13 protein-coding genes and 3 pseudogenes are annotated in these 22602 nt (G+C 66.9%); 10 read left to right on the forward strand and 6 right to left on the reverse strand.

The features are described 5' to 3' along the window. Positions 1-13: 13 nt before the first annotated feature. On the forward strand, positions 14-1054 hold the full coding sequence (locus ACFZBB_RS02915) for a serine hydrolase (RefSeq protein WP_391117107.1): 1041 nt from the start codon (positions 14-16) through the stop codon (positions 1052-1054). 52 nt (positions 1055-1106) lie between these two features. Next, positions 1107-1579, forward strand: a pseudogene (locus tag ACFZBB_RS02920) (IS5 family transposase); the annotation flags it as partial. Positions 1580-1788: 209 nt separating this feature from the next. On the opposite strand, the gene ACFZBB_RS02925 reads toward ACFZBB_RS02920, so the two are convergent. Together ACFZBB_RS02925 and ACFZBB_RS02930 are read right to left on the reverse strand one after the other, a co-directional pair. Further along, on the reverse strand, positions 1789-2199 hold the full coding sequence (locus ACFZBB_RS02925; protein WP_391117110.1) for a hypothetical protein: 411 nt from the start codon (positions 2197-2199) through the stop codon (positions 1789-1791). A 498-nt stretch (positions 2200-2697) separates the two neighbouring features. Next, positions 2698-2826 (reverse strand): annotated as a pseudogene (locus tag ACFZBB_RS02930) (DNA mismatch repair protein MutT); the annotation flags it as partial. A 15-nt stretch (positions 2827-2841) separates the two neighbouring features. On the opposite strand from ACFZBB_RS02930, the gene ACFZBB_RS02935 reads away from it, so the two are divergent. The 7 genes and pseudogenes from ACFZBB_RS02935 to ACFZBB_RS02965 all read left to right on the forward strand — a co-directional run bounded on the left by ACFZBB_RS02935 (position 2842) and on the right by ACFZBB_RS02965 (position 8677). Next, positions 2842-3126: a hypothetical protein gene (locus tag ACFZBB_RS02935; RefSeq protein ID WP_391117112.1), complete on the forward strand. Its 285-nt coding sequence runs from the start codon at positions 2842-2844 to the stop codon at positions 3124-3126. After that, entirely contained in the window at positions 3123-3326 is a 204-nt protein-coding gene (locus ACFZBB_RS02940; RefSeq protein ID WP_391117114.1) for a hypothetical protein, read from the forward strand. The genes ACFZBB_RS02935 and ACFZBB_RS02940 overlap by 4 nt, the downstream gene beginning before the upstream one ends. Beyond that, complete coding sequence (locus ACFZBB_RS02945; RefSeq protein WP_391117116.1) at positions 3314-4726, forward strand: FtsK/SpoIIIE domain-containing protein; 1413 nt, start codon at positions 3314-3316, stop codon at positions 4724-4726. The genes ACFZBB_RS02940 and ACFZBB_RS02945 overlap by 13 nt, the downstream gene beginning before the upstream one ends. Positions 4727-4763: 37 nt before the next feature. Next, positions 4764-5552 carry a DUF2637 domain-containing protein gene (locus ACFZBB_RS02950; RefSeq protein WP_391117118.1) on the forward strand — a complete coding sequence of 263 codons (789 nt, stop codon included), beginning with the start codon at positions 4764-4766 and terminating at the stop codon, positions 5550-5552. A gap of 149 nt (positions 5553-5701) precedes the next feature. Continuing rightward, positions 5702-7125: pseudogene (locus ACFZBB_RS02955) on the forward strand (replication initiator). Beyond that, positions 7125-7349 carry a helix-turn-helix domain-containing protein gene (locus ACFZBB_RS02960; protein ID WP_391117120.1) on the forward strand — a complete coding sequence of 75 codons (225 nt, stop codon included), beginning with the start codon at positions 7125-7127 and terminating at the stop codon, positions 7347-7349. The pseudogene ACFZBB_RS02955 and the gene ACFZBB_RS02960 overlap by 1 nt, the downstream one beginning before the upstream one ends. Next, positions 7349-8677: a tyrosine-type recombinase/integrase gene (locus tag ACFZBB_RS02965; protein WP_391117122.1), complete on the forward strand. Its 1329-nt coding sequence runs from the start codon at positions 7349-7351 to the stop codon at positions 8675-8677. Before ACFZBB_RS02960 ends, ACFZBB_RS02965 begins: the two co-directional genes overlap by 1 nt. Before the next feature lie 168 nt (positions 8678-8845). Here the strand turns inward: ACFZBB_RS02965 and ACFZBB_RS02970 are convergent, their stop codons facing one another. From ACFZBB_RS02970 to ACFZBB_RS02980, 3 genes are all read right to left on the reverse strand, one after another. Continuing rightward, entirely contained in the window at positions 8846-9493 is a 648-nt protein-coding gene (locus ACFZBB_RS02970) for a hypothetical protein (protein WP_391117124.1), read from the reverse strand. Further along, positions 9483-16319, reverse strand: coding sequence for a polymorphic toxin-type HINT domain-containing protein (locus ACFZBB_RS02975; RefSeq protein WP_391117127.1), 6837 nt, complete (start codon positions 16317-16319; stop codon positions 9483-9485). Before ACFZBB_RS02975 ends, ACFZBB_RS02970 begins: the two co-directional genes overlap by 11 nt. Before the next feature lie 181 nt (positions 16320-16500). After that, the gene (locus ACFZBB_RS02980; RefSeq protein ID WP_391117129.1) at positions 16501-20790 is read right to left on the reverse strand and encodes a LamG-like jellyroll fold domain-containing protein; all 4290 of its coding nucleotides are present in this window, start codon (positions 20788-20790) and stop codon (positions 16501-16503) included. A gap of 359 nt (positions 20791-21149) precedes the next feature. Between ACFZBB_RS02980 and ACFZBB_RS02985 the strand changes: the two genes are divergently transcribed. Continuing rightward, positions 21150-21566 carry an RDD family protein gene (locus ACFZBB_RS02985; RefSeq protein WP_391117131.1) on the forward strand — a complete coding sequence of 139 codons (417 nt, stop codon included), beginning with the start codon at positions 21150-21152 and terminating at the stop codon, positions 21564-21566. Between the two features lie 126 nt (positions 21567-21692). Here the strand turns inward: ACFZBB_RS02985 and ACFZBB_RS02990 are convergent, their stop codons facing one another. Further along, positions 21693-22514, reverse strand: a complete 822-nt coding sequence (locus ACFZBB_RS02990; protein WP_391117134.1) for a helix-turn-helix domain-containing protein — start codon at positions 22512-22514, stop codon at positions 21693-21695. Between the last annotated feature and the right edge of the window lie 88 nt (positions 22515-22602).

The raw sequence follows: 22602 nt of genomic DNA on the forward strand, positions 1-22602 counted from the left end.
CGACGGGGAGACCATGACGCTCGACACCGGCCGCATCCACCAGCTCCTGGACGACGGCGTACGCGACAAGGTCTACCCGGGAGCCGTCTGGGCCGTCGGTGACCCACACGGCACCACGGCGAGCGGAGCCGTCGGGCTTCTCGACCCCGGCGAACCGGACCAGCCGATGCGGCTCGACACGGTCTTCGACATCGCCAGCCTCACCAAGATCCTCGCCGTCTGGTCCACCACCGGCATCCTCGTCGAGAGCGGCAAACTCCAGCTCGACGCCCCACTCGGCACTTTCTGGCCCGAGGTCACCGGCCACCCGCTCGGCGACGCCACCGCCCACCACCTGCTCGCCCACACCGCGGGGCTTCCCCTGCGCGCCAACCTGCGCAACCTCTACGGCACCGACCCGCAGGACATTCGCGACGGCGTCCTCCACGAAGCCCTCCACCGGCCGCCCGGCGAGGCGGTCGAGTACACCGACCGCGCCGCCCTCGTCCTCGGCTACCTCGCCGAATACCTCAGCGGCCAGCCCCTCGACCAGCTCGCGACCACCCAGGTCTGGCAACCCTTGGGCATGGCTGAGACCACCTTCGGCCCGCTCACCCCGGAAAACATCGCCCGCAGCGCCCCGACCGAATGGGACGACGAAACCGGCCGCCACCTCAAGGGCACCGCCCACGACTTCTCCGCCCGCCTCCTCGGCGGCACCTGCGGCATCGCCGGCGTCTTCTCCACCGCCGCCGACATCTCAGCCTTCGCCCGCCACATGCTCAACCCCACCCAAGCCGCCTTCGGCCCCACCTGGACCAAAGACTCCCTCCGCCTCCACACCGGCGCCCTCACCCCCGCCCGCGGCCTCTTCTGGCACCCCGCCCCCGGCACCACCCCCACCGACGACACCTGGGTCCACTACGGCTTCACGGGCACCGCTCTATGGATCTCCCCTGCCCACGAACGCTGGGCCATCCTCCTCACCAACAAGCTCTACTACACCCGCGACCGTGCCCCCCTGACGGAGATCCGCGACAACTTTCGGTCGATGGCCTTCGCTCACAACGGCTAACACAATGAGGTGGATCGGTCCTGCTGACGGTGTCCGCGCCAGGGGTTGGGCGTTGTCCGGGCCGCATGGGGCTTCGCCGTGGATCGTGTCGGATGACCTGTGGGAGCGGATCGAGCCGCTGCTGCCGCGCAAGGAAGGCCGGTTTCGGCACCCTGGACGCAAGCCGCTGCCGGACCGGAAGGTGCTGTGCGGCATCCTCTTCGTGCTGCATACCGGCATCCAGTGGGATTACCTGCCCAGGGAGTTGGCCTTCGGTTCGGGCATGACCGGCTGCCGGCGACTGCGGGACTGGAACAAGGCCGGCGTCTGGCAGCAGCTGCACGAAGTGCTGCTGGCCGAACTCAACGCGGCGGCCCGTCTCGACTGGTCGCGTGCCGTGGTCGACTCCAGCCCCGTGCGAGCCATACAAGGGGGAGCCGGACGGGACCGAGTCCGGTCGACCGTGGCCGAATCGGATCGAAACACCATTTGATCACCGAGGGACACGGCACACCGCTCAGCCGCGGCCAAGCCCGCGGACGCCGCATCGTGCCGACCATCGCCCAGAGCCAGAGTGACGAAGCGCCATCATGCGCGCCCTCGTCCGCTGACGTTGCCGTCAACTACTGCCGTCAGAGGCTTACGCAGTCCCGTCAGGCACTTGCCCGACGGGACTGCAATTCACGAGCGCGAACTCAAGATCTCTTCCTTACCTCAAGTTCGATTCCCCCTTGAGTGGCCCATTTGATCAGCCTCTATAATCCAATGAAGTCCGGGCTGATACCCAACTCAAGGACATCCTGTCGCACATCCGTAACGAACTCATTGATACACGCGGCGAGCTCGTCCCACGAAACGGGCGAACTCTTCACCTCTGGCGTGAACATTGATCCCACCGTCCAGCCTGATCCGCTGCCAAGGATACGGACCGCACCCAGCTCATCGAAGGATAGCGAAGCGAAGAGGAAGTCCGGAGCCCGCCTCTCACCCAGCGATACCCAACGGGCAAGATCGCGTGCCAACTCCGCCACGGGGAAATAAGGCTCCTCGTAGATCACGTCACACCCATCGACCACCTTAATAGAGGCCTCGATGTTCACGAGATAGTCCGCGATCGTCGACCCTTTCAGATCACTCGAATTGATCGCGTCATAGAGAATCCTCATTTAAATCATCCCGCATTGAACGGTAAGGCGTTGATCACTCGTCCGTCGTTGGCCACAATTATCCTGATTCCCGTCTGGCCTTTAGTTCCGATGGTGCGCTGCATGTCCACTTCCATCTTGAAGGTGCCATCAAGGCCGTTCGGCTTGAAGCTCGCACCTCCGGATCTAAGCGCTTCGGCGACCCATGATTGCGCTTCCGATACATCATCTGTATTGAACTTGGCGTAGCGCCCCTCAAAGGACGAGAGATGCTTGTTCTTGATAAAGATGCCCGCAGGATTCTCGGCAGCCTTAAAGGCGGCTTCCGAGGCAGAGGATATAGCGCAGTTGCTGTTGTGAACGAGAACCGGCGTCGCCCCTGCGAGTACATAGTACGTGTGCTACGCGAAGCCTTCGACCTGCTTTCTCGCAGGTCAAGTGCGGTTTGCTGGTCCGGTGAAGTGCGTGGGCGTCCGTGGTTGTGCGGGGTTGTTGCCGTCGCTACTGCCGTCAGACGGTTCAGCCCAGGTACGGCTTCTCACGCTGTTCCAGGAAGTGCTGGAGCCTGAGTCGTTGGGTGTGGTGCATCGGCCGGTGCTCGATCTCGTCCGGCGGCACGAACCGGAGCTCGGTGGACTCCTCGGAGATTGCCACACCGAGCCGGTGCTGAAGATCAAGGACCAGCAGACCGGAGAGGTCGCCACCGACCGGGAGACCGGGGCGTCGCTGTACACGGTGACCGTGATGCTGATGGAAGACGGCCGGGCCGAGGTCCTGAAGATCACGGTCCCGGAGACGGGCCTGCCTACCGGGCTGAAGCCGGGTGCGATGGTGCGGCCGGTGGAGTTGTTCGCGACGCCGTGGGCGCGGATCTTCAACGGGCAGCTCTCCGACGGCGTTGCCTACCGTGCCGCGCGCCTGGAGCTGGCGACGGAGGCGGCCAAGTGATCCGCTTCGAAGGCCACGTCCCGGAGCGGGAGACCTATCCGCTGCGGTCCCTTCCGGGTACCGAGAACGTTCTGTCGTGCTCCGTGTCGGGGGCCGTGCTCGACGTGCTGGGTTTGAGCCCGGCCGACGCGACGGCCCTCGACCTGTGCGACGTCTTCCGTCTTCTGAGCGAAGCCGGGGGCGTGACATGGGCACCGTGACCGCCCACGCGCCGGACTTACTGCCGGTCGCCATAGCGCTGCTGGCGGGCTGGCTGCTGCTGGGCCTGGTGCGCTACGTGCGCGCCGACCGGGGAACCCGGGCCAGTATCCGGCAGGCCGTGCGGGTGCGCTGCGGCTGGATGCGCCTGGCGCGGATGGCGGGCCTGACCGTCACCGACAAGACCCCCGGCCTGCTGGGGCAACTGACCGTACAGAAGGGCACGACGCCTCCGCCGCGGGTGCTGACTCCGAAGATCAAGGTGACGGCTGATCAGTTCGGTGTGGTCGTGCGGGCCAAATGCCTGCCGAAGGTCGGCCTGGAGGAGTTCCAGCGCGCGGCCCGGTTCCTGGCCGACTCGTGGCGGTGCACGCGGGTTTCCGTGCTGCCGGACGGCCCCGGCCGGGTGGTGATCCGGGGCGTTCGCCTCGATCCGCTGGTCACGCAGACCGAGCACCGTCCCACCGGCCGCCCGCACACGGACCTGTCGCGGTGGGAGCTGGGCGTGGACGAGTACGCCGCCCCCGTGTGCGTCTCGCTGGCCAATGTGCCCGGTGTGACCGTGGCCGGTACCCCTGGCGCGGGCAAGACCTCGCTGATCAACCGGCTCGTCTGCGACCTCGCGCCTTCGCGGGCGGTGCAGTTCGCGGTGGCCGACGGGAAGGTGTCGGCCGCCCATGAGGGTGACTACGCCGACCTGCGGACCCGTCTGTTCGCGTTCGTCGGTGACGATCTGGACGAGGCGAACGCCCTGTTCAAGCGCCTGGTCGCGCTGCGGCGTACCCGGTCCTCGGCGATCCGGGACGTGCTCGGTGTGAAGAACATGTGGCACGTCGGTCCCTCGGAGGTCTGGCCGCTGACCGTGCTGATCATCGACGAGGCCCACACCTACTTCCGCGACTACAAGGGCAACGACCCGCAGACCAAGCGCCTGGCGGCGCTGACGGCGGACAACGCGCGTCTGGTCGAAGACCTGGTCAAGAAGGGCCGCAGCGTCGGCTTCCTGGTCATCCTGGTCAGCCAGAAAGTGACCGGCGACGCGATCCCCACCTTCATCCGCGACGTGTGCCCTATCGGGCTCTCCTTCGCCCAGAAGACGGCGGAAGCCGCCGTGGCCGCACTCGGGGACGACATCCGAAACTGGCCCGACGCCAGCCCGGTCACCTTGCAGGACCCCGCCTACGTCGGCGTCGCCGTCATGGCGATGCAGGGCCGCCCCGGCTTCACCCGCATCCGCACCCCCTACGTGCCGGACGCCGACGCGGCCCGCATCGCGCAAGCGACTGCCCACCTTGCCATCGATCCAGCCCTGTACCTGGAATCCGTCCCCGGCCCGCGCTACTGGGCCGGCACCGCGCCGAAGGACGGCACCGTCGTGCCCCTGGCCAAGCGCCGTCCGTGATCATCCCCGACCCCCACCCCGGAAGGAGGCCCCACACATGACCGAGGAACGGTTCACCCGGCGCACCGTGACCGTGGTCATGGCGGTCATCGCGGCCCTGGCCTTCGTTTTCTCCTTCGGCAACGTGTGGGCGCTCGCCCTGCGGCTCGGCGTACCCCACCCGATCGCGCCACTGGTCGCGCCGATGGTGGACCTGTCGGTCGTCGGACTCCTGGTCGCGCTGCGATTCCTCGCCCTGCACGGCGTCCCCGAGAACGAGTTGAAGGCCGGTACCCGCCTGCTGCACCTGTGCGGGCTGCTCACCCTCGCACTGAACACCGCCGAGCCACTGCTGACCGGACGCTACGGACGCGCCTGCCTGGACACCGTCGCACCGCTCCTGCTGCTGGGCTGGGGCCGCGTCGGCCCCTCGTTCCTGGCCCAGTTTCACACCCTCACCCAGCCACCCCTGAACGTCGCCACCGAACCCGTCCACATCCCCGCCGCTGAGGCGGTGCCCGCTGGGGTCTTCGCCCCTGCCGCACCATCCCCAACCCATGCACCGGTCACCGAACCCGCCCCGGCCCCTGATCCAGCTCCGGTCACCCCGACCATCGAAGCACTGGAGCCCAACCCCGCTCCGGCCCAGGCCACCGCCCCGGTCGCCATCGCCAAGACAAACGCGACCGCCTCCCGCCCGGCCCTGCCCGCCGCCCTGCTCAACGCCGCCCGCCGCATCGCGGACACCCACCACGCCGAGCACGGCCAGCCCATCACCGCCGCCCAACTGGGGACCCGCATGGGCGTCGCCCTGCCGGTCGCCACCGCCGCGCTCGCTCACCTCTGAGCCCCGGCCCTCGCCGGCCGAATCCCCCTCGCTGAAACCACGCCCGCCCACGGGCCTGGTTCGTCATGCTCCGAGCAGCACCAACACGCCTCCCTAACCGGCTGGTTGCTGCTCGGGGCCACCCACCCGAACTGAAGGGACACGCCCGGATGGTCACCCTGGACCTGCACCAGGTGGCAAGCCCCGCCGTGCGGGACCTGCTCCACCTGGTCAACCAGCCCGACTTCGACCGCGTACAGCAGCAGATCGAACGCCTCGGCGGCTGCACCGAACCCGTTCGCCTGACTGGCCACACCGCCACCGTCGACACCACGACCGGCGAAGTTCTGCGCTCCTACGCCTCCTCCGCGGAACCCACGGGCAGTCTGCTCACCACGTGCGGCAATCGCCGCGCCACCCGCTGCCCGCCGACACCTACCACCTCATCCGCGTCGGCCTGACCGGCGGCAAGACCGTACCCGACACCGTCCGCACCCACCCCCGCGTCTTCGCCACGCTGACCGCCCCCTCCTTCGGCCCCGTCCACAACCGCCCCACCACCCTGGGCGGCGATGTCCGGCCGTGCCGCTGCCGCAAGCTCCACGAACCCACGGACCCGCTGCTGGGGGCGCCACTGAACCCAGCGACGTACGACTACGCGGGCGCGGTGCTGTTCAACGCCCACGCCTCCGCGCTGTGGGCGCGCTTCACGATCTACCTGCGCCGGGAGATTGCCGTCCGGCTCGGCATGACGCAGAAGGCCGCCCGGGCCGTGCTGCGTGTGTCCTTCGCGAAGGTCGCCGAGTACCAGAAGCGGGGCCTGGTCCACTTCCACGCTGTCATCCGGCTCGACGGCCCGGATGGCAGCACCCAGCCCCCGCCTCCGTACGCCGCTGTCGCTGTGCTCACCGACGCCATCCGGGCCGCTACGGCCCGAGTCCGTGTCACGGTCGAGTCGGACGTGGTCGGGGAACGCGAACTCGCCTGGGGCGAACAGCTCGACGTACGCGAGATCGCCTCCTTCGGCACCGACGCCGAACTCACAGACCAGGCCGTGGCCGCCTACGTGGCCAAGTACGCCACCAAGTCCGCCGATGCCTCCGGCGCCCTCGACCGCGCCCTGTTCTGCCGCCCCTGCCAGGGACGCGGCGCCACCCTCCTGCCCCACGGAACCCCACTCCCGTGCACCGCCTGTGGCGGCACCGGGCAGGCCCGCCCGCTGCCACGCCTCGCCGTCGCACGTCACGTGCGGCAGATGATTCGCACCTGCTGGGAGCTGGGAAAACGCCCGGAGTTCGCCGACCTCAAGCTCTGGAAGTGGGCGCACATGCTGGGCTTCCGGGGCCACTTCTCCACCAAATCCCGCCGCTACTCCACCACCCTCGGCGCGCTGCGCGCCGCCCGCCGCGTCTGGCGCACCACGCAGGCCCGCGCCCACGCCGGCCTGCCCGAACCCGACCCGACGACCACCCTCGTCGTCGGCCACTGGAACTACCTCGGCTCGGGCTACAGCCCCGGCGCCGCACTCCTCGCCGCCCACGTGTGGCACAGCAAGGAACTGGAACGGCAGTTCTCGGCCGAAGGGGGCTGTTGATGGCCTCGCCCCCGCTCGCCGTCCTCCACGCGGAGGCGGCACCAGTGCTGGACCTGCTCACGGTGCCCCAGGTCATGGCCCGTCTCCAGCTCGGCCGCTCCGCCGTCTATGACCTGCTCCGCTCCGGCCAGCTCGCCTCGATCACCCTCGGCCGCGCCCGCCGCATCCCCACCCACGCTCTCACCGACTTCATCCGTACCCGCCTCGAACAGGAAGCCGCCTGATGACCACACCCCGCGACACCCCCGCATCCCGCCGCGTGCGCGCCAACGGCGACGGGACCGTCTACCAGCGCAAGGACGGCCGCTGGGAAGCCGCCGGATACGTCCTCGCCCCCAGCAACACCCGCAAGCGCATCCGCGTCTACGGCGCCACGCGGAAGGAAGCGCTGGCTCAGCTCACGGAGAAGATCGCGGCAAGCAACCGCGGAGTCCCCGCCGTCTCCGTCCAGGGCAGCCTGGCAGCATACCTGACCTATTGGCTGGACAACGTCGCCGTCCACCAGCTACGCGAGACCACCCACACCAGATACACCGCCGTCGTGGATCACTACCTCGTCCCCGGGCTGGGCCGCAAGAAGCTCGCGAAGCTCACCGCCAAGGACGTCCGCACCTGGCTGAACGGACTTCGGACCGTCTGCCAGTGCTGCGTACGCGGCATCGACGCCCGCCGAAAGCCCGACGCGCAGGCCAGCCGCCAGCCGCGTTGCTGCGCTCTCGGGAAGTGCTGCCACAAGCGGCTCTCCCCGCTGACGCTGGCCTACGTGCACTCCGTCCTCAAGTCGGCCCTGGAGCACGCGGTGCGCGAGGAGGAGATCCCGCGAAACGTGGCTCGCAACGTCCGCATGGGCACACCACGCCCCCGCCGCTTCGAACCCCTCACCGCCCCGGAAGCCCGCGCGTTCCTCGCAGCCACCCACGGGCACCGGCTGAGCGCGCTGTTCGAGCTCGCCCTGCGAACCGGGCTCCGCAAGGGCGAACTCCTCGGCCTGCGCTGGGAAGACCTCGACCTGGCCGGCGGAACCGCCAGCATCCGCCGCACCCTCCAGCGCACCACCTCTGGAGGCCTGACCGCCCTCCCGACCAAGACCAAGAGTTCCGAACGGCGCATCGCCCTGCCGACGCCGTGCCTGCGCTCCCTTGAACAGCACCGCAACCGGCAGGCCCGCGAGCGCGAAGCGGCAGGGACGAACTGGAAGGCAAGCGGCTACGTCTTCACCCGGCCCGACGGCAACCCGATCGAGGGAGCCACCCTTACCCGGCACTTCAACACTCTGCTCCGCCGGGCCAGCCTCCGCCGCATCCGCTTCCATGACCTTCGGCACTCGACGGCGACCCTGCTCCTCGAACAGGGCGTCGAACTCGTCGTCATCAAGGAACTCCTGGGACACGCCCACATCGGCGTCACCGCCACCGTCTACGCCCACGTCCGACTCCGCCTCCAACGCGACGCCATCGACCTCCTCGGCCACGTCCTCCGCAACCCCGCCGAGCCCCTGATCGGGCCAGGAGACAACGACGACCCGCCGCTTTGTGCAGCACCCGTCCGCTGACGTTGCCGTCAACTACTGCCGTCAAGACCCCAAGAAGCCCCGCCGGATACCATCCCGGCGGGGCTTCTAATTACCTCAAACCGCTATGACTCTTGAGTCTATGGCAACAACTGTGAGGCCCTATCAAATATCGCACAGCAAGGCCGAAGCAGAGAATAAATCCCGCTGCTAGAAGTTGTCAAATGTTTCACGGAGTTCATCGTCCGAAATCTCGCCCATGAGCCATTTCCAGACAGTCTTGCGACCGTCCCGACTTAGCGACAAGGCATCGCGACACGCACGCAGGAAGAGTCCAGACCTGAGCGATACATACCAGGAATCGCTTCGCACGATGAAGCAGATCGATGAGGCGGAAGCCCCCTCAGTAGCCATGCGTGACATTTCATCCACATCATTGTCATACCTAGACCTGGAAGCGATTTCCACTCCATGAGACTCGTGAAACTCTGCACAGAATCTCCTGGCGGCGTAAATTGGCGTACGCCGCAACCACCAATCACCCTCCGAAAATCCTGGAAAGGAATCTCGAACCAGTACCGCTTTGAGGATCTCATCTGACTCTGCGATCGACTTTCCAAGCTCACGAGCATGCCCGTGACCTGCGGACTCCAGCTCGGGAAGTGCCTTGGCAAGCGCGGACCTAAGCGACAGGTCATTGAAGTAGTCCTCAACGTCCCAGGGGTATCCGTCGACACAGTCTTTTACAAATGAACTCCAGCGCGCTTCAGCCTCTCCAGGCAGCATGGGGATTCGCCACCCCTGACGAGAGAAGACTTCCGAGAAGCACTCGTCGAACCTCTGGATCTCACCGCCCACTTTCGGCCTCCATGTATTTCAGAGGATCATCCGGGCGGAAGAAGTTCGTAATTTTTCCGTTTTGCATAATTCCCAGCCTGCCGGTTGTCGTGTCGAGCCGCAGGATTGCGCCATCCCCCGAGCGCACTACCTCTCTCACACCCTCACCCTTAGGCCCGCACATCAATGCGCACGCATCCTGATTATAGCGGTCGAACCCATCTACGCCGTTTACCGGGTGCTCATATTCCGGCATGTCAGCGCTTTCGCCGGGCCGCTTACCCTCCCCAAGCACGTGCTTGTCATACTTTTCGTCGATCTTGGTCATATCCCAGCCACAGTTGGAATTGTGAACGAGGACCGGGGTATCCCCTGCGAGTACATAGTACGTGTGGAGCTGTTCGATGGTGAGGTTGTACATCGCGGCGGCGCCGGGCCGGCCGGCGACAGAGAGGATGCGGGTGTGCTTGTTGTCCTCCGTGTTGAGGACATGGCCTGGTGTGAGCTGACCTGCCTCCACCCAGGTGTGGCTGGTGTCGTCCCAGAAGGGGTGGCGGGAAGTGGTGTGAAGCGTCTTTGTCTCGCCGGTCGAGGCCTGGACTGTGACGTCGGTCAGGTCGTCGTCGTGGTGGACGAGTCTGGCGGTTACGCGGCGGGTGCCGATGTGTTTTCCGGTTTTCGGGTCTGCCGCTTCGACCTCGTCGCCGGGCTTGATGTCCTTGATCGGCTTGAGTTTGCCGTCTTTCATGAGCACGAGGGTGGACGGCGAGAAGCTGTTCGTCAGGCATCCTAGAGTGCCACCGGTGTACTTGTTGCCCTCGCGAAGCGCTGCCGCAAGGACTCTCAGCTTGCTCTGGAATACGACGCTCGCCTGGAGTTCCGCGCAGGCTAGGAGGTCTCCGTTTCTGCATGACTCAAAGCCAGAGATCCCGAGTATTTCCTTCTCGGTGTCCCAGATTTTCTGTATCGTGCGGTTGAACCCTTCGGACTTGGAGAGCGCGTAGCACAGGACTTCGTTGTGCTGGCACCATTCGCCAAGGTTGTGTGTTGCCTGGCAGCCGAGGACACCGCACTTGTAGGCGTCCCTCATACGCTGGCAGTCCTGGTCGCAGGAGGACGTGTCCGTGTCCGCGCTCGTCGTTACGGGAGCGGGGCTGTTTCCGGTTTGTTTGCCGTTGTCGGGCAGGCCGTTGCCGTTTTGGTCGTTCTTGGGGCAGGCGGCGCCGTCGCGGCTGCTGCTGCCGCAGTCGGTACGGAGGCCGCTGGGGTCGCTGTAGGTGACCGGGCTGTTGTTGCTGTAGCTGTAGCCGTTCATCTGCTGCGGGTCGGCGGTGTCGAGGATGGGGTCGGCGCTGATGAAGCGGCCGGTGGTGGGGTCGTAGTCGCGGGCGCCTAGGTGGGTGAGGCCGGTGCCCTGGTCGATGGTGCCGCCGATGAAGCCCTTGCTGCCGGGCCAGTTGGCCGGCGGGGTGCCGCGGGCGCCGCCGAAGGGAGTGGAACGGCGCTGCTGCATGGCCAGGTCGGTCGCGGAGATGGCCAGTTGGGAAGTGCCGAGGTGGTCGCCGATGAGGAAGCTGAGTTTGTTGTCGTCGGTGCGGATCGCCTGGGTGCCGCCGCCGAGGTCGTAATAGCGGGTGGCCTTGGCCTTGGTGGCACCCTTGGTCAGGGTGATCTCGGTGGAGCCGAGGTAGACGGTGGTGTCGGTGGCGGTGCGAGTGATCAGGCGGTTGCCGTCGGCGTCGTAGACGTAGGAGACGACGGTCTTGGTGCCGCCGTTTCCGTCGTCCTCGGTGACCTTGGTGAGGTGGCCCTCGGCGTCCCAGATCAAGGTCTGCTTGTCGCCGCCGATAGTGCGGGTGGCGGTATTACCTGTGGCGTCGTAGGTGTAGTAGTCGGCCGCTGTTCCAGTCGCTCCGGTGGTGTCGACTTCGCTGAGAGTGTGCGGCCGCGCCGCTGTCGCGCTCGGATTGATGTAGGCGCGGTGGACGTCGTTGGCCGTCACCCCGTTGGGGTCGTGGAGTGTTTCGGTCTTGCGGTTGCCGCTGAGGTCGTAGGTGTACGACTGCCAGTAGGGGGCCGGTCCGCCGAGAAGCGCGGCGCTGGGGTCGCCGCAGGTGGCGGCCGTTTGGGCCCAGGTCTCGGTGAGACGGCTGAGGTAGTCGTAGGTGAAGCACTGATTGTCGGTGCCGTCGCGCGAGATGTCGTTGATTGAGGTGACGTTCCCGGCTTCGTCGTAGCCGTAGGTGGAGGACTTGTCGGTGCCGGGCACGTCCTCACGGTCGACGCGCGCGTTGGCCAGGCGCTGTGTGCCCCACTGGTAGGTGTTGGTGACCTGGGTCTTCTTGCCGCCGCTTTGGTAGGTGTACTGGAGCGGCTTGCCCGTGAAGCTGTAGACGGCATCGGTGAGGTACGTCGTGCCGCCGGTTCCGGTCACCTTGGTCGGACGTAGGACGTCGTTGTACGTGGGAGCCAGAGTGTCGGCAGGCAGCGAGCCCGCTGCGGGGTAGCCGGTCGACTGAACGGTCCCGTTGGCGTTGTACTTGACGTTGGTCTGGTATGACCCGGCCAGTGTTTCCTCGCCGGTGACGGAGGGGATGGTGGTGGTGATCCGGTTGGGCCGGTAGAGGGAGTCGTAGATGTTGTACGTGGTGGTGTACGCGGTCCCGGTGGCTCCGCCGACGTAGCGGGTGGCGGAGGCGAGCTGGCCTTTGTAGTCGGACGGGTCCCAGACGTGCTTGGTCAGCAGGGTTCCGGTCGCCGCGCCGTCGTGGGTCTCGGTCTCGCGGCCCAGGCCGTCGTACACATGCGTGATCGTCTGGTGACTGGCATCGGTGGTGGAGACGAGCTGGTTGCGGTCGTCAAAGACCGAGGAGGTGTCACCCTTGTCCGGGTCGTGCGCACCGGTCTGGTTGCCACGCTGGTCGTATCCGTAGGACCAGACAGTGCCCGACGGGTCGGTGATCTTCTCCAGCTTCCCGGCGGGCGTGTAGCCGTAATGGGTCGTGTCGGCCGCTCCGGTGGGGGTGGCTGCGTGGTACTGGAGCAGGTCGGTGGTTCGGCCGCGTGCGTCGACCACCGTGGTGGTCGGAGTGGCTCCCCTCGGCGGCGTGACCGTAATGCGGTCGCCGCCGTACGTGGTGCTGGTGGTTGCCAGAATGCCACCGCCGCCGCTGTTGCCCGAAACCTGCTGGGTCTGGACGACGCGGCCCAGGCCGTCGTAGGTGTTGCGGGTCTGGGTCTCGACACCGAGAGCGTCATCGAGCTTCAGCAGTTCTGTGGAAGGCGCGCTGGTGTTGTAGTACGGAGCGAAGGTCATGACTGCCTGGCCGCGCTCGTCATAGAAGGTGTCGGTGACCAGGCGTCCGCCGTTCGGGCCGGGCGCCTGGGTCTGCCGGGGCTGCAGGAATCCGTCGTAGAGGGCGTAGGAGGTCTGCTGCCCGGCGTCGCTCTTGAGCGTTTTGGTGGCGACCGAGATCGGTTTGGTGTCGGTGATGGTGTAGACGAACTGGTAGTTCGGGATGTCGCTGTTGGCCTTGGACCGGTTGGGCAGCCAGACCTTCAGGCTGCGGCCGAGCGCGTCGTATGTCATGTCGGTGCGCTTGGTGTTGGTGTCCGACACCGTTGTGGCCAGGCCGCGCAGCGTGTCGTAGGTGGTCTTCGTCGCCTGTGAGGTCGATGCCGTGCCTGGCACCGCTGGCGGCGAGGTCACGGTTACGGTCGTCGGAAAGCCTGTCGCCGGGGCGTAGGCCGTGGTCATCGTCCGACCGTCAGTGCGGTTGGTACGGACCGGGCTCGTGGTTTCGGTGGCGGTGACAGTACCGGTGAGGTCCGTCGCGGTCAGAGGCCGACCGTAGGTGCTGTCGTATGTGGTGCCGGCCTCAAGGTAGGTAGCTTTGCTGCCGTCATGGCTCTTCAGGGATGCCATGTGGGTGGCGTCGCCCTTGGTGGGCGCGACACCGTAGTCGAGTCCGTCGTAGGCCGTGCGGACATCGGAGAGAACGTCCTTGGCCCGGTTCGGGGTGGCGGAGCAGTTGACGGCAACGGTCTCGCTGCGCGCGACGGCGGTGAGCAGCCACACGCTGGTGTTGTCCGCGTAGGTGACGCGGGTGCACTGATCGTCGGCGGGAGTGCTTTCGTCACCGAAGTCATCGGTCTTGACGACGCGCCCGGCGGTGTTCTCGAAGCTGTTGACCTTGTAGGTCTGCCGCCAGGTGGTTCCCGCGCCGTTGTCCAGCGAGGCCCAGGTGCGAGTGTTCGCGGTACCGGTGAGGTCGGCCGTGGTCGTGCCCCAGTCCCGCACCCGCTTGGCCGTCTCGTGGAACCAGGGGGTGTTGACGGTCTTCGACAAGACCTTGCCGCCCGGCGCGCTGTACTGCTCGGTCTTGTACTCGAAGCCCGCCACGGGGTCGCTGTCGGTGATGGTGCCGCCGTGGTCGTCGGAGACGGTGACCGGGTTGGTGTCGCCCTTGTCGCCGTCCATGCCTCGCAGGAAGTAGTGGTCGGTCTGGGTCTTCATACCGACCGGGTCCTGACCGCCGGTCTGGACCCGGACGTGGCCGTAGCCGCGCCAGGTCGACCAGGTCTTGTACTTCTCCTTGGTGAGCCCTTCATCGTCGTCGTAGTGCCAGGCCGCCCCGTCGAGGTAGGAGTAGCGGGTGACCATGTCCGGCGACGATTTGGTGCGGTCGGTCCGGACGACGGTGTCGACGACGTATTTGTTGAACCACTGCAGAGTGGGATCCGTGTCGCCCTGCTTGGTGAAGTAGACCGGGAAACAGCGGGTGGTGTTGGACGCCGGCGTCGGCAGGTGGGCGGCGTCGCAGGTGGCCGCGGAGTAGGTGACGTCGAGTTGTCCGCCGGATTCGTCGACGACTGTGGCCAGCCGCTCCTTGATGAACGGTGCCGTGTCGTCGCCGGGTTGTTTGAGGCGGTTGGTGCGCTGGTCGTATCCGAAGGTGACCGGCGGCAGCGGGATGTCCGGCGTGGCCGACTTGCCGGTGTGCTTGACCGACTTGAGGAGCAGTTGGTAGTCGATGTCGGCCATGCCCCAGCCCTGGTCCAGGTGCCAGGTGTCGATGGGGTTGTAGCCACTGCTGTCCGGCTTGAGGACTTGGGTGGTGACGTCGGTGAGGCGCTTGCGGGTCCAGAACGTGGGGGACGCGGACTTCGTGCAGTCCGCGCCCGCGGCGCAGTTCAGGTCCCACGGGGTGTCGTACCAGTAGAACGACTTGTCGTTGATCGTGCCCGCGTCGCAGGTGACGCCGGTTTCGGGGATGCAGCGCTCGGCTGAGGCGAAGTCGACACGGGCGAGTGCCTTGGCGGAGTAGACGGAACTGTCCCGTAGCCCGTACTCGATGTGGTCGAGGCTGCCGCCGCGGTCGTACGCGGTTTCGTCGGCGGGCTTCAGGTTGCGGGCGTAGGTGTTGGTCTCCTTGTTGTAGAAGTAGGCGATGGCGTTGCCGTGGACGTCGACCGCGTAGTCGAGATTCCAGCGCCAGCCTTGCTGGCACCAGGAGTTGGCGAATGTGGCCGCGTTGCAGGGCTCACCGGAGTCGTCGCCGTAGACCGGCACGGTCCAGGCCGAGTTGGTGACTGCGTTGCCGGTGGCCCAGCCGGGGAGCCGGTTGTAGCCGAAGTAGTAGCGGGTACCGTCGGTGGTCGTCACCTTCCAGTACTCGTCGTTGCGAGCCCCGTTGGCCCGGACGTTGTTCGTGTCACCGTAGATGCGGTCGATCTTGGTGCCGTCGTCGCCCTTGAGACGGAAGGTGTTGGTTCCCGTTGCGATGAGCTCTCCTGCGTGCCCGTTGAAGGAGAGCGTCGCGTTGTCATAGGCCCAGCACAGGTCTCCGGGAGCCTTCCCGTCGGCGTTCTTCACGTTGTCGTCGGCGCATGGCTTGTAACTGCGCTCGATCGAACCGGACCAGAGGTTGAAACCGTCGCCGGCCCAGGACGCCTGATTGTTGGAGTTGGACGTACGTCCGTCCAAAGAGTCGGAGGAGTAGGCGAGCTTGACAGTCGGAGTGAATTTTCCTGGCACATCCGGTGTGGGCATCGGATAGGACCAGGTGAAGTCACCAGTGTTCAGGTTGGCGTTCCACGTCGCGGACGACGACAGCGGCGTCGCCTTGTAGTCACCGTGATCGCTCGATGTCCCGGTGGCCACGGCGAGCAGCAGCGACTGGCCCGCGGCAGGCACGCCTACCGATGCCGCGGTAAGGCTGTGGGCAGCCGGGTCGTTACGGGCCGGAACGGGAGTACGCGTGGAGCAGGACGGCTCTTCAGGCGTGGTGGCCGCGCAGGCCGGGAGCTGCACCAGTCGGACCCGGGCGGCGTAACCGCCTCCGTAGGCCTGGGAGAAGGCGCTGTAGTCCACGGTCAGTCCCACCGCGTTCCCGCGGGCTGCGTTCTGGCGGCTGACAGAGAAGAGCATGCCGTCCACGCCGGCCCGCTGGGCGGCCTGATGGTCAAGCACTCGTACGGTGGCGGCGCCTTCCAGGGGCGTACTCGCCGTCTTCGCCCGGGCGGTCTGTGCGGTCGCGGTGGTGAGCGCCACCGCGGTGCTTCCGGCGCGGACGGCGGTGGCGGTCTTTCCCGGGGCGGGGAGTGTCACCTGCGCGGTACTGGCCTTCGGCCAGTTCTGTTTCGGCGTCCACTGGGGGATGCCAGGCGCACCCTTGGTCTGGCGGGGTGCCATCTTCACGTCGTGGCCGCTGAGTGCCTTCTCCGACGCCGGAATCCCCGGCATGTCGTCGGCTTCCGCCACAGGGAGGACCGCCCCTTGCAACAGGGTGGCGATCAGGGCGCCGGAGACGACTGCGGCGATCCTGCGGCGAATCCGTCGTCTCATGCCCGCAGAAGTCGTCGCTGTCCTTGCCCGCTTCATCATGAAATCCGTCCTGGGCCGCACAAGCCATGCCCCCTCGCCCCGGTTCGGGGCAGTCCGCCGAAAGGTCGTGGTCAAAAGGGTGGTACTGGGACTGCTCAGCAGGGTGGCCGCACAGTTGGTGCGGCCACCCCGCCATGGCCGGTCAGGGGCCGGGATTGGTGGGGATCGCGTTTCCATTAGCCAGGATTGCGATCTGCTCGTCGTTGGCGGCGCCTTGGAAGACCCACACGTCGTCGATCGCGCCCGACCAGTTCTCGCCGAAGGTGCCGCCGTTCAGGGAGCGTCCGATCTGCAGTCCCTTGGTCGCGTCGAAGGGATGCGCGTCGGAGTTCCAGGACACCTTCGTCGTACACGTCGGGTCGTTCTGCGTGCCGTCCCCGTCGTCGTCCGCACACACCGACTGACGCAGTCCGCCGTCGACGTACAGGCGCATCTGCGCAGCGAAGGCGTCGTAGACCACGGTGATGTTGCTCCAGCCGTCGTCCTGGAAATTGGTGTGCTCTGCGAGAGAGTGTTTCGCGGCGCTGTCGTCTGTGGTGGCCATGTCCAACTGCCATCGCCCGGCGTTCGGGTCGTCCGGGTCAGGGACGTAGCGCACGGCGAAGGCGGAGTTCTTCACACCCGCCTGGCTCAGCACGGTCCGTGGCGATGTCGGCCGCGGTCCTTTGACCCAGGCGCTGACGGTGAAGCTGGTGTTGGTGTGGATCGGTGACGCCGTGGTGGAGGCGTAGCCGTTGCTCGAACCGTCAAGCAGCAGACTGCCTGTTCCCACCATGCTGCTGGTGTCGATACTCGCCCCGGTACCCAGATTCAGCGGGTGCCGGTCCGCTGCTGTGGGCAGATCGTCGGGAGAGACAGCGGGGCTGCCCGAGACGGCGTCCAGCTTCCACCGGCCTGCCACGATCGGCCTGGACCGGTACAGGTCGGACACCTCGGGACCGGACAGCGCCCGGTCGAAGAGCTGGACGTCATCGATCTGTCCGGGGAAGAAGTCCCCCGCGACATGGTCGAATGAACTCGCACCGATCTGTACGCCGCCAGTGCTGTAGAAGGGGGTGGCGAAGCTGGTGGTGGTCACATGGACGCCGTTCACGTACAACTGCATCTCATCGGCGACACCGTCGTAGGTGCCGACCAACTGCGTCCACACACCGGCCGGGGATTTCGTTGTGTCGCCTTGTGCGGCCCGGACCAGTGTGGCGCTGGGAGCGTCCGTGGTGAACTGGCCGAACGTCCAGCCGAGTGCGTTGGAGTAGTAGATCTCGAAACTCGGACGTGAGGACCCTGCCTGGGTCACGACGACCGCGCCGTGGTCGGGCTTGACCGAGAGCTTCGCCCACGCCACCACGGACATACTGTCGACTGCGTTGACGTGCGGGAACGTAGTGGCCGCGTAGTCGTCGACTCCGTCGAGCGTCAGTGCGTTGCCGTAGACACCTGGTTGACCGGGCGTCGCCCCGCCCTTGTACGTGGCGGCCTGCACGTCTGCGTGTCCGCTGATCACCGTGGTGGCAGCGCCGTCGTCCTGCGTCGCTCCCTCGTCGAGGGAGAAGACGGCTCGGGCTGGGCGTCCGGTGTCCAGCGGCTGCTTGTTGGCCAGCCTGGTGACGTCGTTCTGTACCAGGGGCTTGTCGTAGATCCGTACGTCATCGATGGACCCGGGGAAGAAGGAGGTCGGGCTTCCGCTGTGGGAGCCCGCGCCGATCTGCAGTCCTCGGCGGGCGTCCCATGGGGTGGCGTACGCCTTCGTACCCGCCGCGACTCCGTTGACGTAGAGGGTCATCAGGTCGGCCGCCGAGTCGTAGACACCCGCCAGGTGAACCCACTCACCCGGATGGACGCCGCCGCCGGCGGCCTGCGCCGCTTCTACTGGTGTCGCTGAAGTCGTGTCGGCCGTGTACTGGTTGAACGCCCAGCGATCGGCCGTCTTGTTGTAGTACAGCTCGAACCCTGGACTCTTGTTGCCCGGCTGCGCGGCCACTACTGCCGACGAGCCCGGCATCGTGGACAGATTCACCCACGCGGCGACCGAGAACCCGTACGACGTGTTCACCGTGGGGATGTCGGAGTGCAGGTAGTCGTCGATCCCGTCGAACGTGACCGCATTGCCCACGGCGCCCGGAACACCCAGCGTGGGGTTGCCCGCGATGTCGAGCGTCCGCTCTCCGCCACTGCCTTCGGCGGCGGTCGCACCGGCTGGGTCGTCCAACTTCCACGCGGCCCTGGCCGGCTGGCCGGCCTTCACCTTGAACATGTACGACGTCGGCGCGCGCTTGTTGCCCAACGAGTCGAGTGTGGAGGCATAGACGATGTTGACACCGGATTTCGTGGGGCGGAACTTGATCGTCTTGGCCGCGCCCGCGGTGGTGGTGATCACGTTGGCCGATGACGGCTCTTCGTTCACCCCGTACCAGTACTTCGTGGTGCTGCTGTCGGTGGGAGAGGAGATGGTGAAGGTGCCATACCGGCCGACACCGTCATAGCTCGGGTCCAGCGGATCGTTGACGTTGATCGGCGGGTAGTCGCCGGAGGTGATCGTCGGGCTTGCCGGTGCGCTGGTGTCGTAGACGAAGTAGCAAGCGGTCGCGGCCCCGTCGTACGACCAGGGGGAGTAGCTGTACCGATTTTCCTCGTCGTAGTCCGCCACACGTACCGTCCACCCGATCTTGAGGTTCTCCGGGATGGTCGAGGGGAGGGCGATCGAGAAACTGGAGCCCGAGGCCTTGGCCGTCGTCCACGCTGACGTCCAGTGCGTCGTCCGGTTCGTACCTCTGCTCGCATCCCACAGAAGCGCGAACTGAACGGCGACGTGGTCTCCGTCGGGGTCGGTGACGTTCACCGCCGAGACCGTGGGCACAAACCGCGTGGAGCTCCCGAGCGGATTGCACGTCCCGCCCGGATTCATCGACAACTGCGACATCTTGATCTGCGTCGGCGGCTTGTTGTACTTCACCCGCAGGAACGCGTCGTCGGAGAACCGTTTCCACGCGTACTTGTCCCCCTCTTCCGTCGCCTTGAGACCGAACGTGGCCGTGGAAGAGCCGTGAGAGACCGCGTACTTCACACCGTCCGTGGCCTCGAACTCCACGTCACCGGCCGGGCATCCCGAACCGCCGCCCTTGGCGACATCGGCCGTGCCGAGTGCGTCTGCCCAGAATCCGCTGGCGAGCTGCGTGTTCCACGTCGTCGACGAGCTGATCGGCTTGGTCCGCCACAGCTCGACCACGCGTTTGTCGCAGCTCGCCGAGTGCGTCTCATGCCCGACGAAAGTGGCCTTGACGATCGTCTTGCCGATGAACTTCGACGTGGAGAACTGGTAGAACAGCCGCTTCAGGTCGTACGGGGCGCAGTAGTCCCAGCCGCAGTAGCCGACACCCGCGTCGGAGTCCCCGTTGAACCGCCACTGCGGTGAGGACGCCCAGTACCGCGAGACCATCGTCCACGACGACGCCTTCGGCGTGTACGTCTGCGGGTCGATGAACACCGGGAAGCGGGTGCCCGCGTCGGCCAGCATGTTCTGGTCGGGTGTCAGATGCAGTTCGCTCCCGTCGGCAGACACCTCGACATCGATCGGGGCGATGTTCGAGGCGTCTCCGGGACCGAGATCGTCGGTTGCCCCCGCCTCACTCGAAGCGCCAGCCCGCCCGTTCGCGGTCCTGGACGGTGTCTGAGCGCCGGAAGGACGTGCCGAATCCCACATCAGCGGCTGGGGGGCCTCGAATGCGACACCTCCGCCCGCCTCGTCGGTAGCTTCCAGGCCACCGCCGACCGATTCGGCCAGGCGCAGCCCCTGCCCCTGCACTCCCAGCTTGAGTTGAGTGAGTGCAGGGTTCTTCGCGGCTTCGGCCGTGCGCACGACCAGCACCTGGTGGAAGCCGTCCACATCGGCACGCATCTGCAGATCGACGTCAGGGAAAACGTTCTTGTACGTGGCCGTGTCACCGTCGAGCGTCGGCACGGGGAGCAGCGCGGGCCACGTGTACGCCAGCTTCTTGCCCGCGTTGTCCAGCGACACCAACGGGCTGCTGCCGCCGCCGGAGAAGGTGATCCCCACGGTCGTCGCGTTCGGGACCACCGTTCCCTGCGCCGTCGCGGTCAGAGTGTTGTCAACCGGCTGCCACCCGCCGCGAATCCGGGCACGCACCGGCCGGACATGCTCCACCACCTCGAACTGGCCATCGGCCGTGGCGTACGTCTCGCTCGACTCCGACCGCAGCGACGTGATCTCCACATCTGCCCCGGACGACGCGGCCTGTGCCTTCGCGGCGTCCTCGGTGAGGGCCGAAGCGGCCTTTCCCTGCGGGGACTTCTCCGCTGTCTGCGAAGGAGGAGCGGCGAACGCCTGCCCGCCCGCACCCAACGGCGCGAGGCCGCCCGTCACCATTACCGCCGCCACGGCAGCAATCAACGACCTGCGCGCATGTCTGCTCACCACAGAGCTCTCCCCACCCCAGCCCCAAAGTCCCCACCCGGAGCCACAGAATTCCCACAAGTTCGCAGAACTTACATGTGATGTACATGCTCAGGTCAAGGGTGCATAAAGGGGTCTTCTGGCGGGTGGGCGGACGATGGAGATCACGGGCATATCCGGAGGGAGTCATTCCATGCGGAGGGGGCGATCACTCGTTCGCATGATCTGCTTTACTCCGGGCCATGGATGACAGAGGGGCGTCGCCGTCGGGCGGTGGAAGTAGCGGTGGAACGGGTGTGGGCGGGGTGCTTGCGCCGCAACAACCGGGCTCGGGAAATGGGTTGCCGGAATATCCCCGTGGGGGGCCTACGGATCAGACTGTGTACGGGCAGGTGCCGGCGGGCGGGATGCCGCCACTGGCGTCGTGGGGCCGACGGGTAGCGGCGGCACTGATCGACGGCATCATCATGTACGTGCCCGAACGCATCGTCTGGTACTCGCTGGGCAGCACGCCGGCAGCCGCCCAGTGGGGCGCGCTTCTCGTCCTCCTGATTGCCATCGGTCTGAGCTACGTGGCGGGCACCACCGGGCAGACCCCCGGCAAAAAGGCCGTCGGCATCCACCTCCTACGCGAGGCCGACGGGCAAGTCCTCGGCTTCGGGAGGGCCTTCGGCCGCTGGCTCCTGCACATCCTCGACGCCGTCTGCTGCGGGCTCGGCTATCTGTGGCCGCTGTGGGACGAAAAGCGGCAGACCTTCGCCGACAAGATCGTGCGCTCCGTCGTCATCAAGCCCTGACAGCCGCAGGCGCGACAGCGGGGGCCACGGCGATGCCGCCGTGGGCGCGCCCCTGGGCCTGAGTGACGAGCCAGGACCGGAATCGAGCCGTGGCGACGACCTTGGTCGCGATGACGAGTCTCCGCTTCACGACGCCGAAGGCGGCCTGGGGGCGGGGCGGTTGGTCCGGTAGCGGCCGGGGGTTGTGCCGAGGACGGCGGTGAAGGCGGCGATGAAGCTGCTGGGGTTGGCCCATCCGCAGGCGGCGGCGGTGCGGAGGGTGTCGCGGCCGTCGGCGAGGAGCACGAGCGCGTGGTGGATGCGCAGTTGGGTGCGCCACTCGTAGAAGGTCATGGCGAGTTCGTCGTGGAAGAGCCGGCTGAGGGTGCGGGGGCTGGCGCCGATCGTCCTGCCGAGTTCGGCCAGCGTGGAGTTGTCCGCCGGATTCTCGTAGAGGATCCGGGCGACGGCTCGCAGCCGGTCGTCCGCGGGCTGCGGCAGGTGCAGGGGCTGTTCGTGCGCTTCCTGGAGGTCGTCGACGAGGACGCGCAGAAGGCGGGAGCGCGCGGCGGGGCTGTGCGCGGGCACGTCGGCGTCGTGCGCGCGGGGTCCGGTCAGGGCGAGCAGGACCTCGCGGGCGAGGCCGGAGGCGAGGAACACGGCGGGGTGGCCGGGCAGGAGCCGGGCGAGGGACGGCGTGAGGAAGACGATCCGCATGTCGGTGACGCCGTGGGCGCGGTGGTGGTGCGTGAACCCCGCCGGGGTCCAGGCGACCCGGTCGGCGGGCACGATCGACGTGCCGCGCTCGGTGTGGACCGCCAGGACGCCGCTGGCCGCGTACACCAGGTGCCCGCGTGCGTGCGACCGCACCTCGCTCGCCTCGCCGGACGGCCAGAGGTGGCGCCCGCCGGACGGCCACACGTGGGACGTCACACCGGCGGCCTGGCGGGGTTGGCGGCGAACGGGCATGACTTGGCATCGTAGCGGTACCACGCCACCGCGTGACCCCGTGAGACTGGCTCTGTACGAAGTGGTCCCGCGGCGCGCCGAGCGCCCG

Origin of the sequence: Streptomyces sp. NPDC008139 (assembly GCF_042957025.1) — a bacterium.
GTDB lineage: Bacteria > Actinomycetota > Actinomycetes > Streptomycetales > Streptomycetaceae > Actinacidiphila.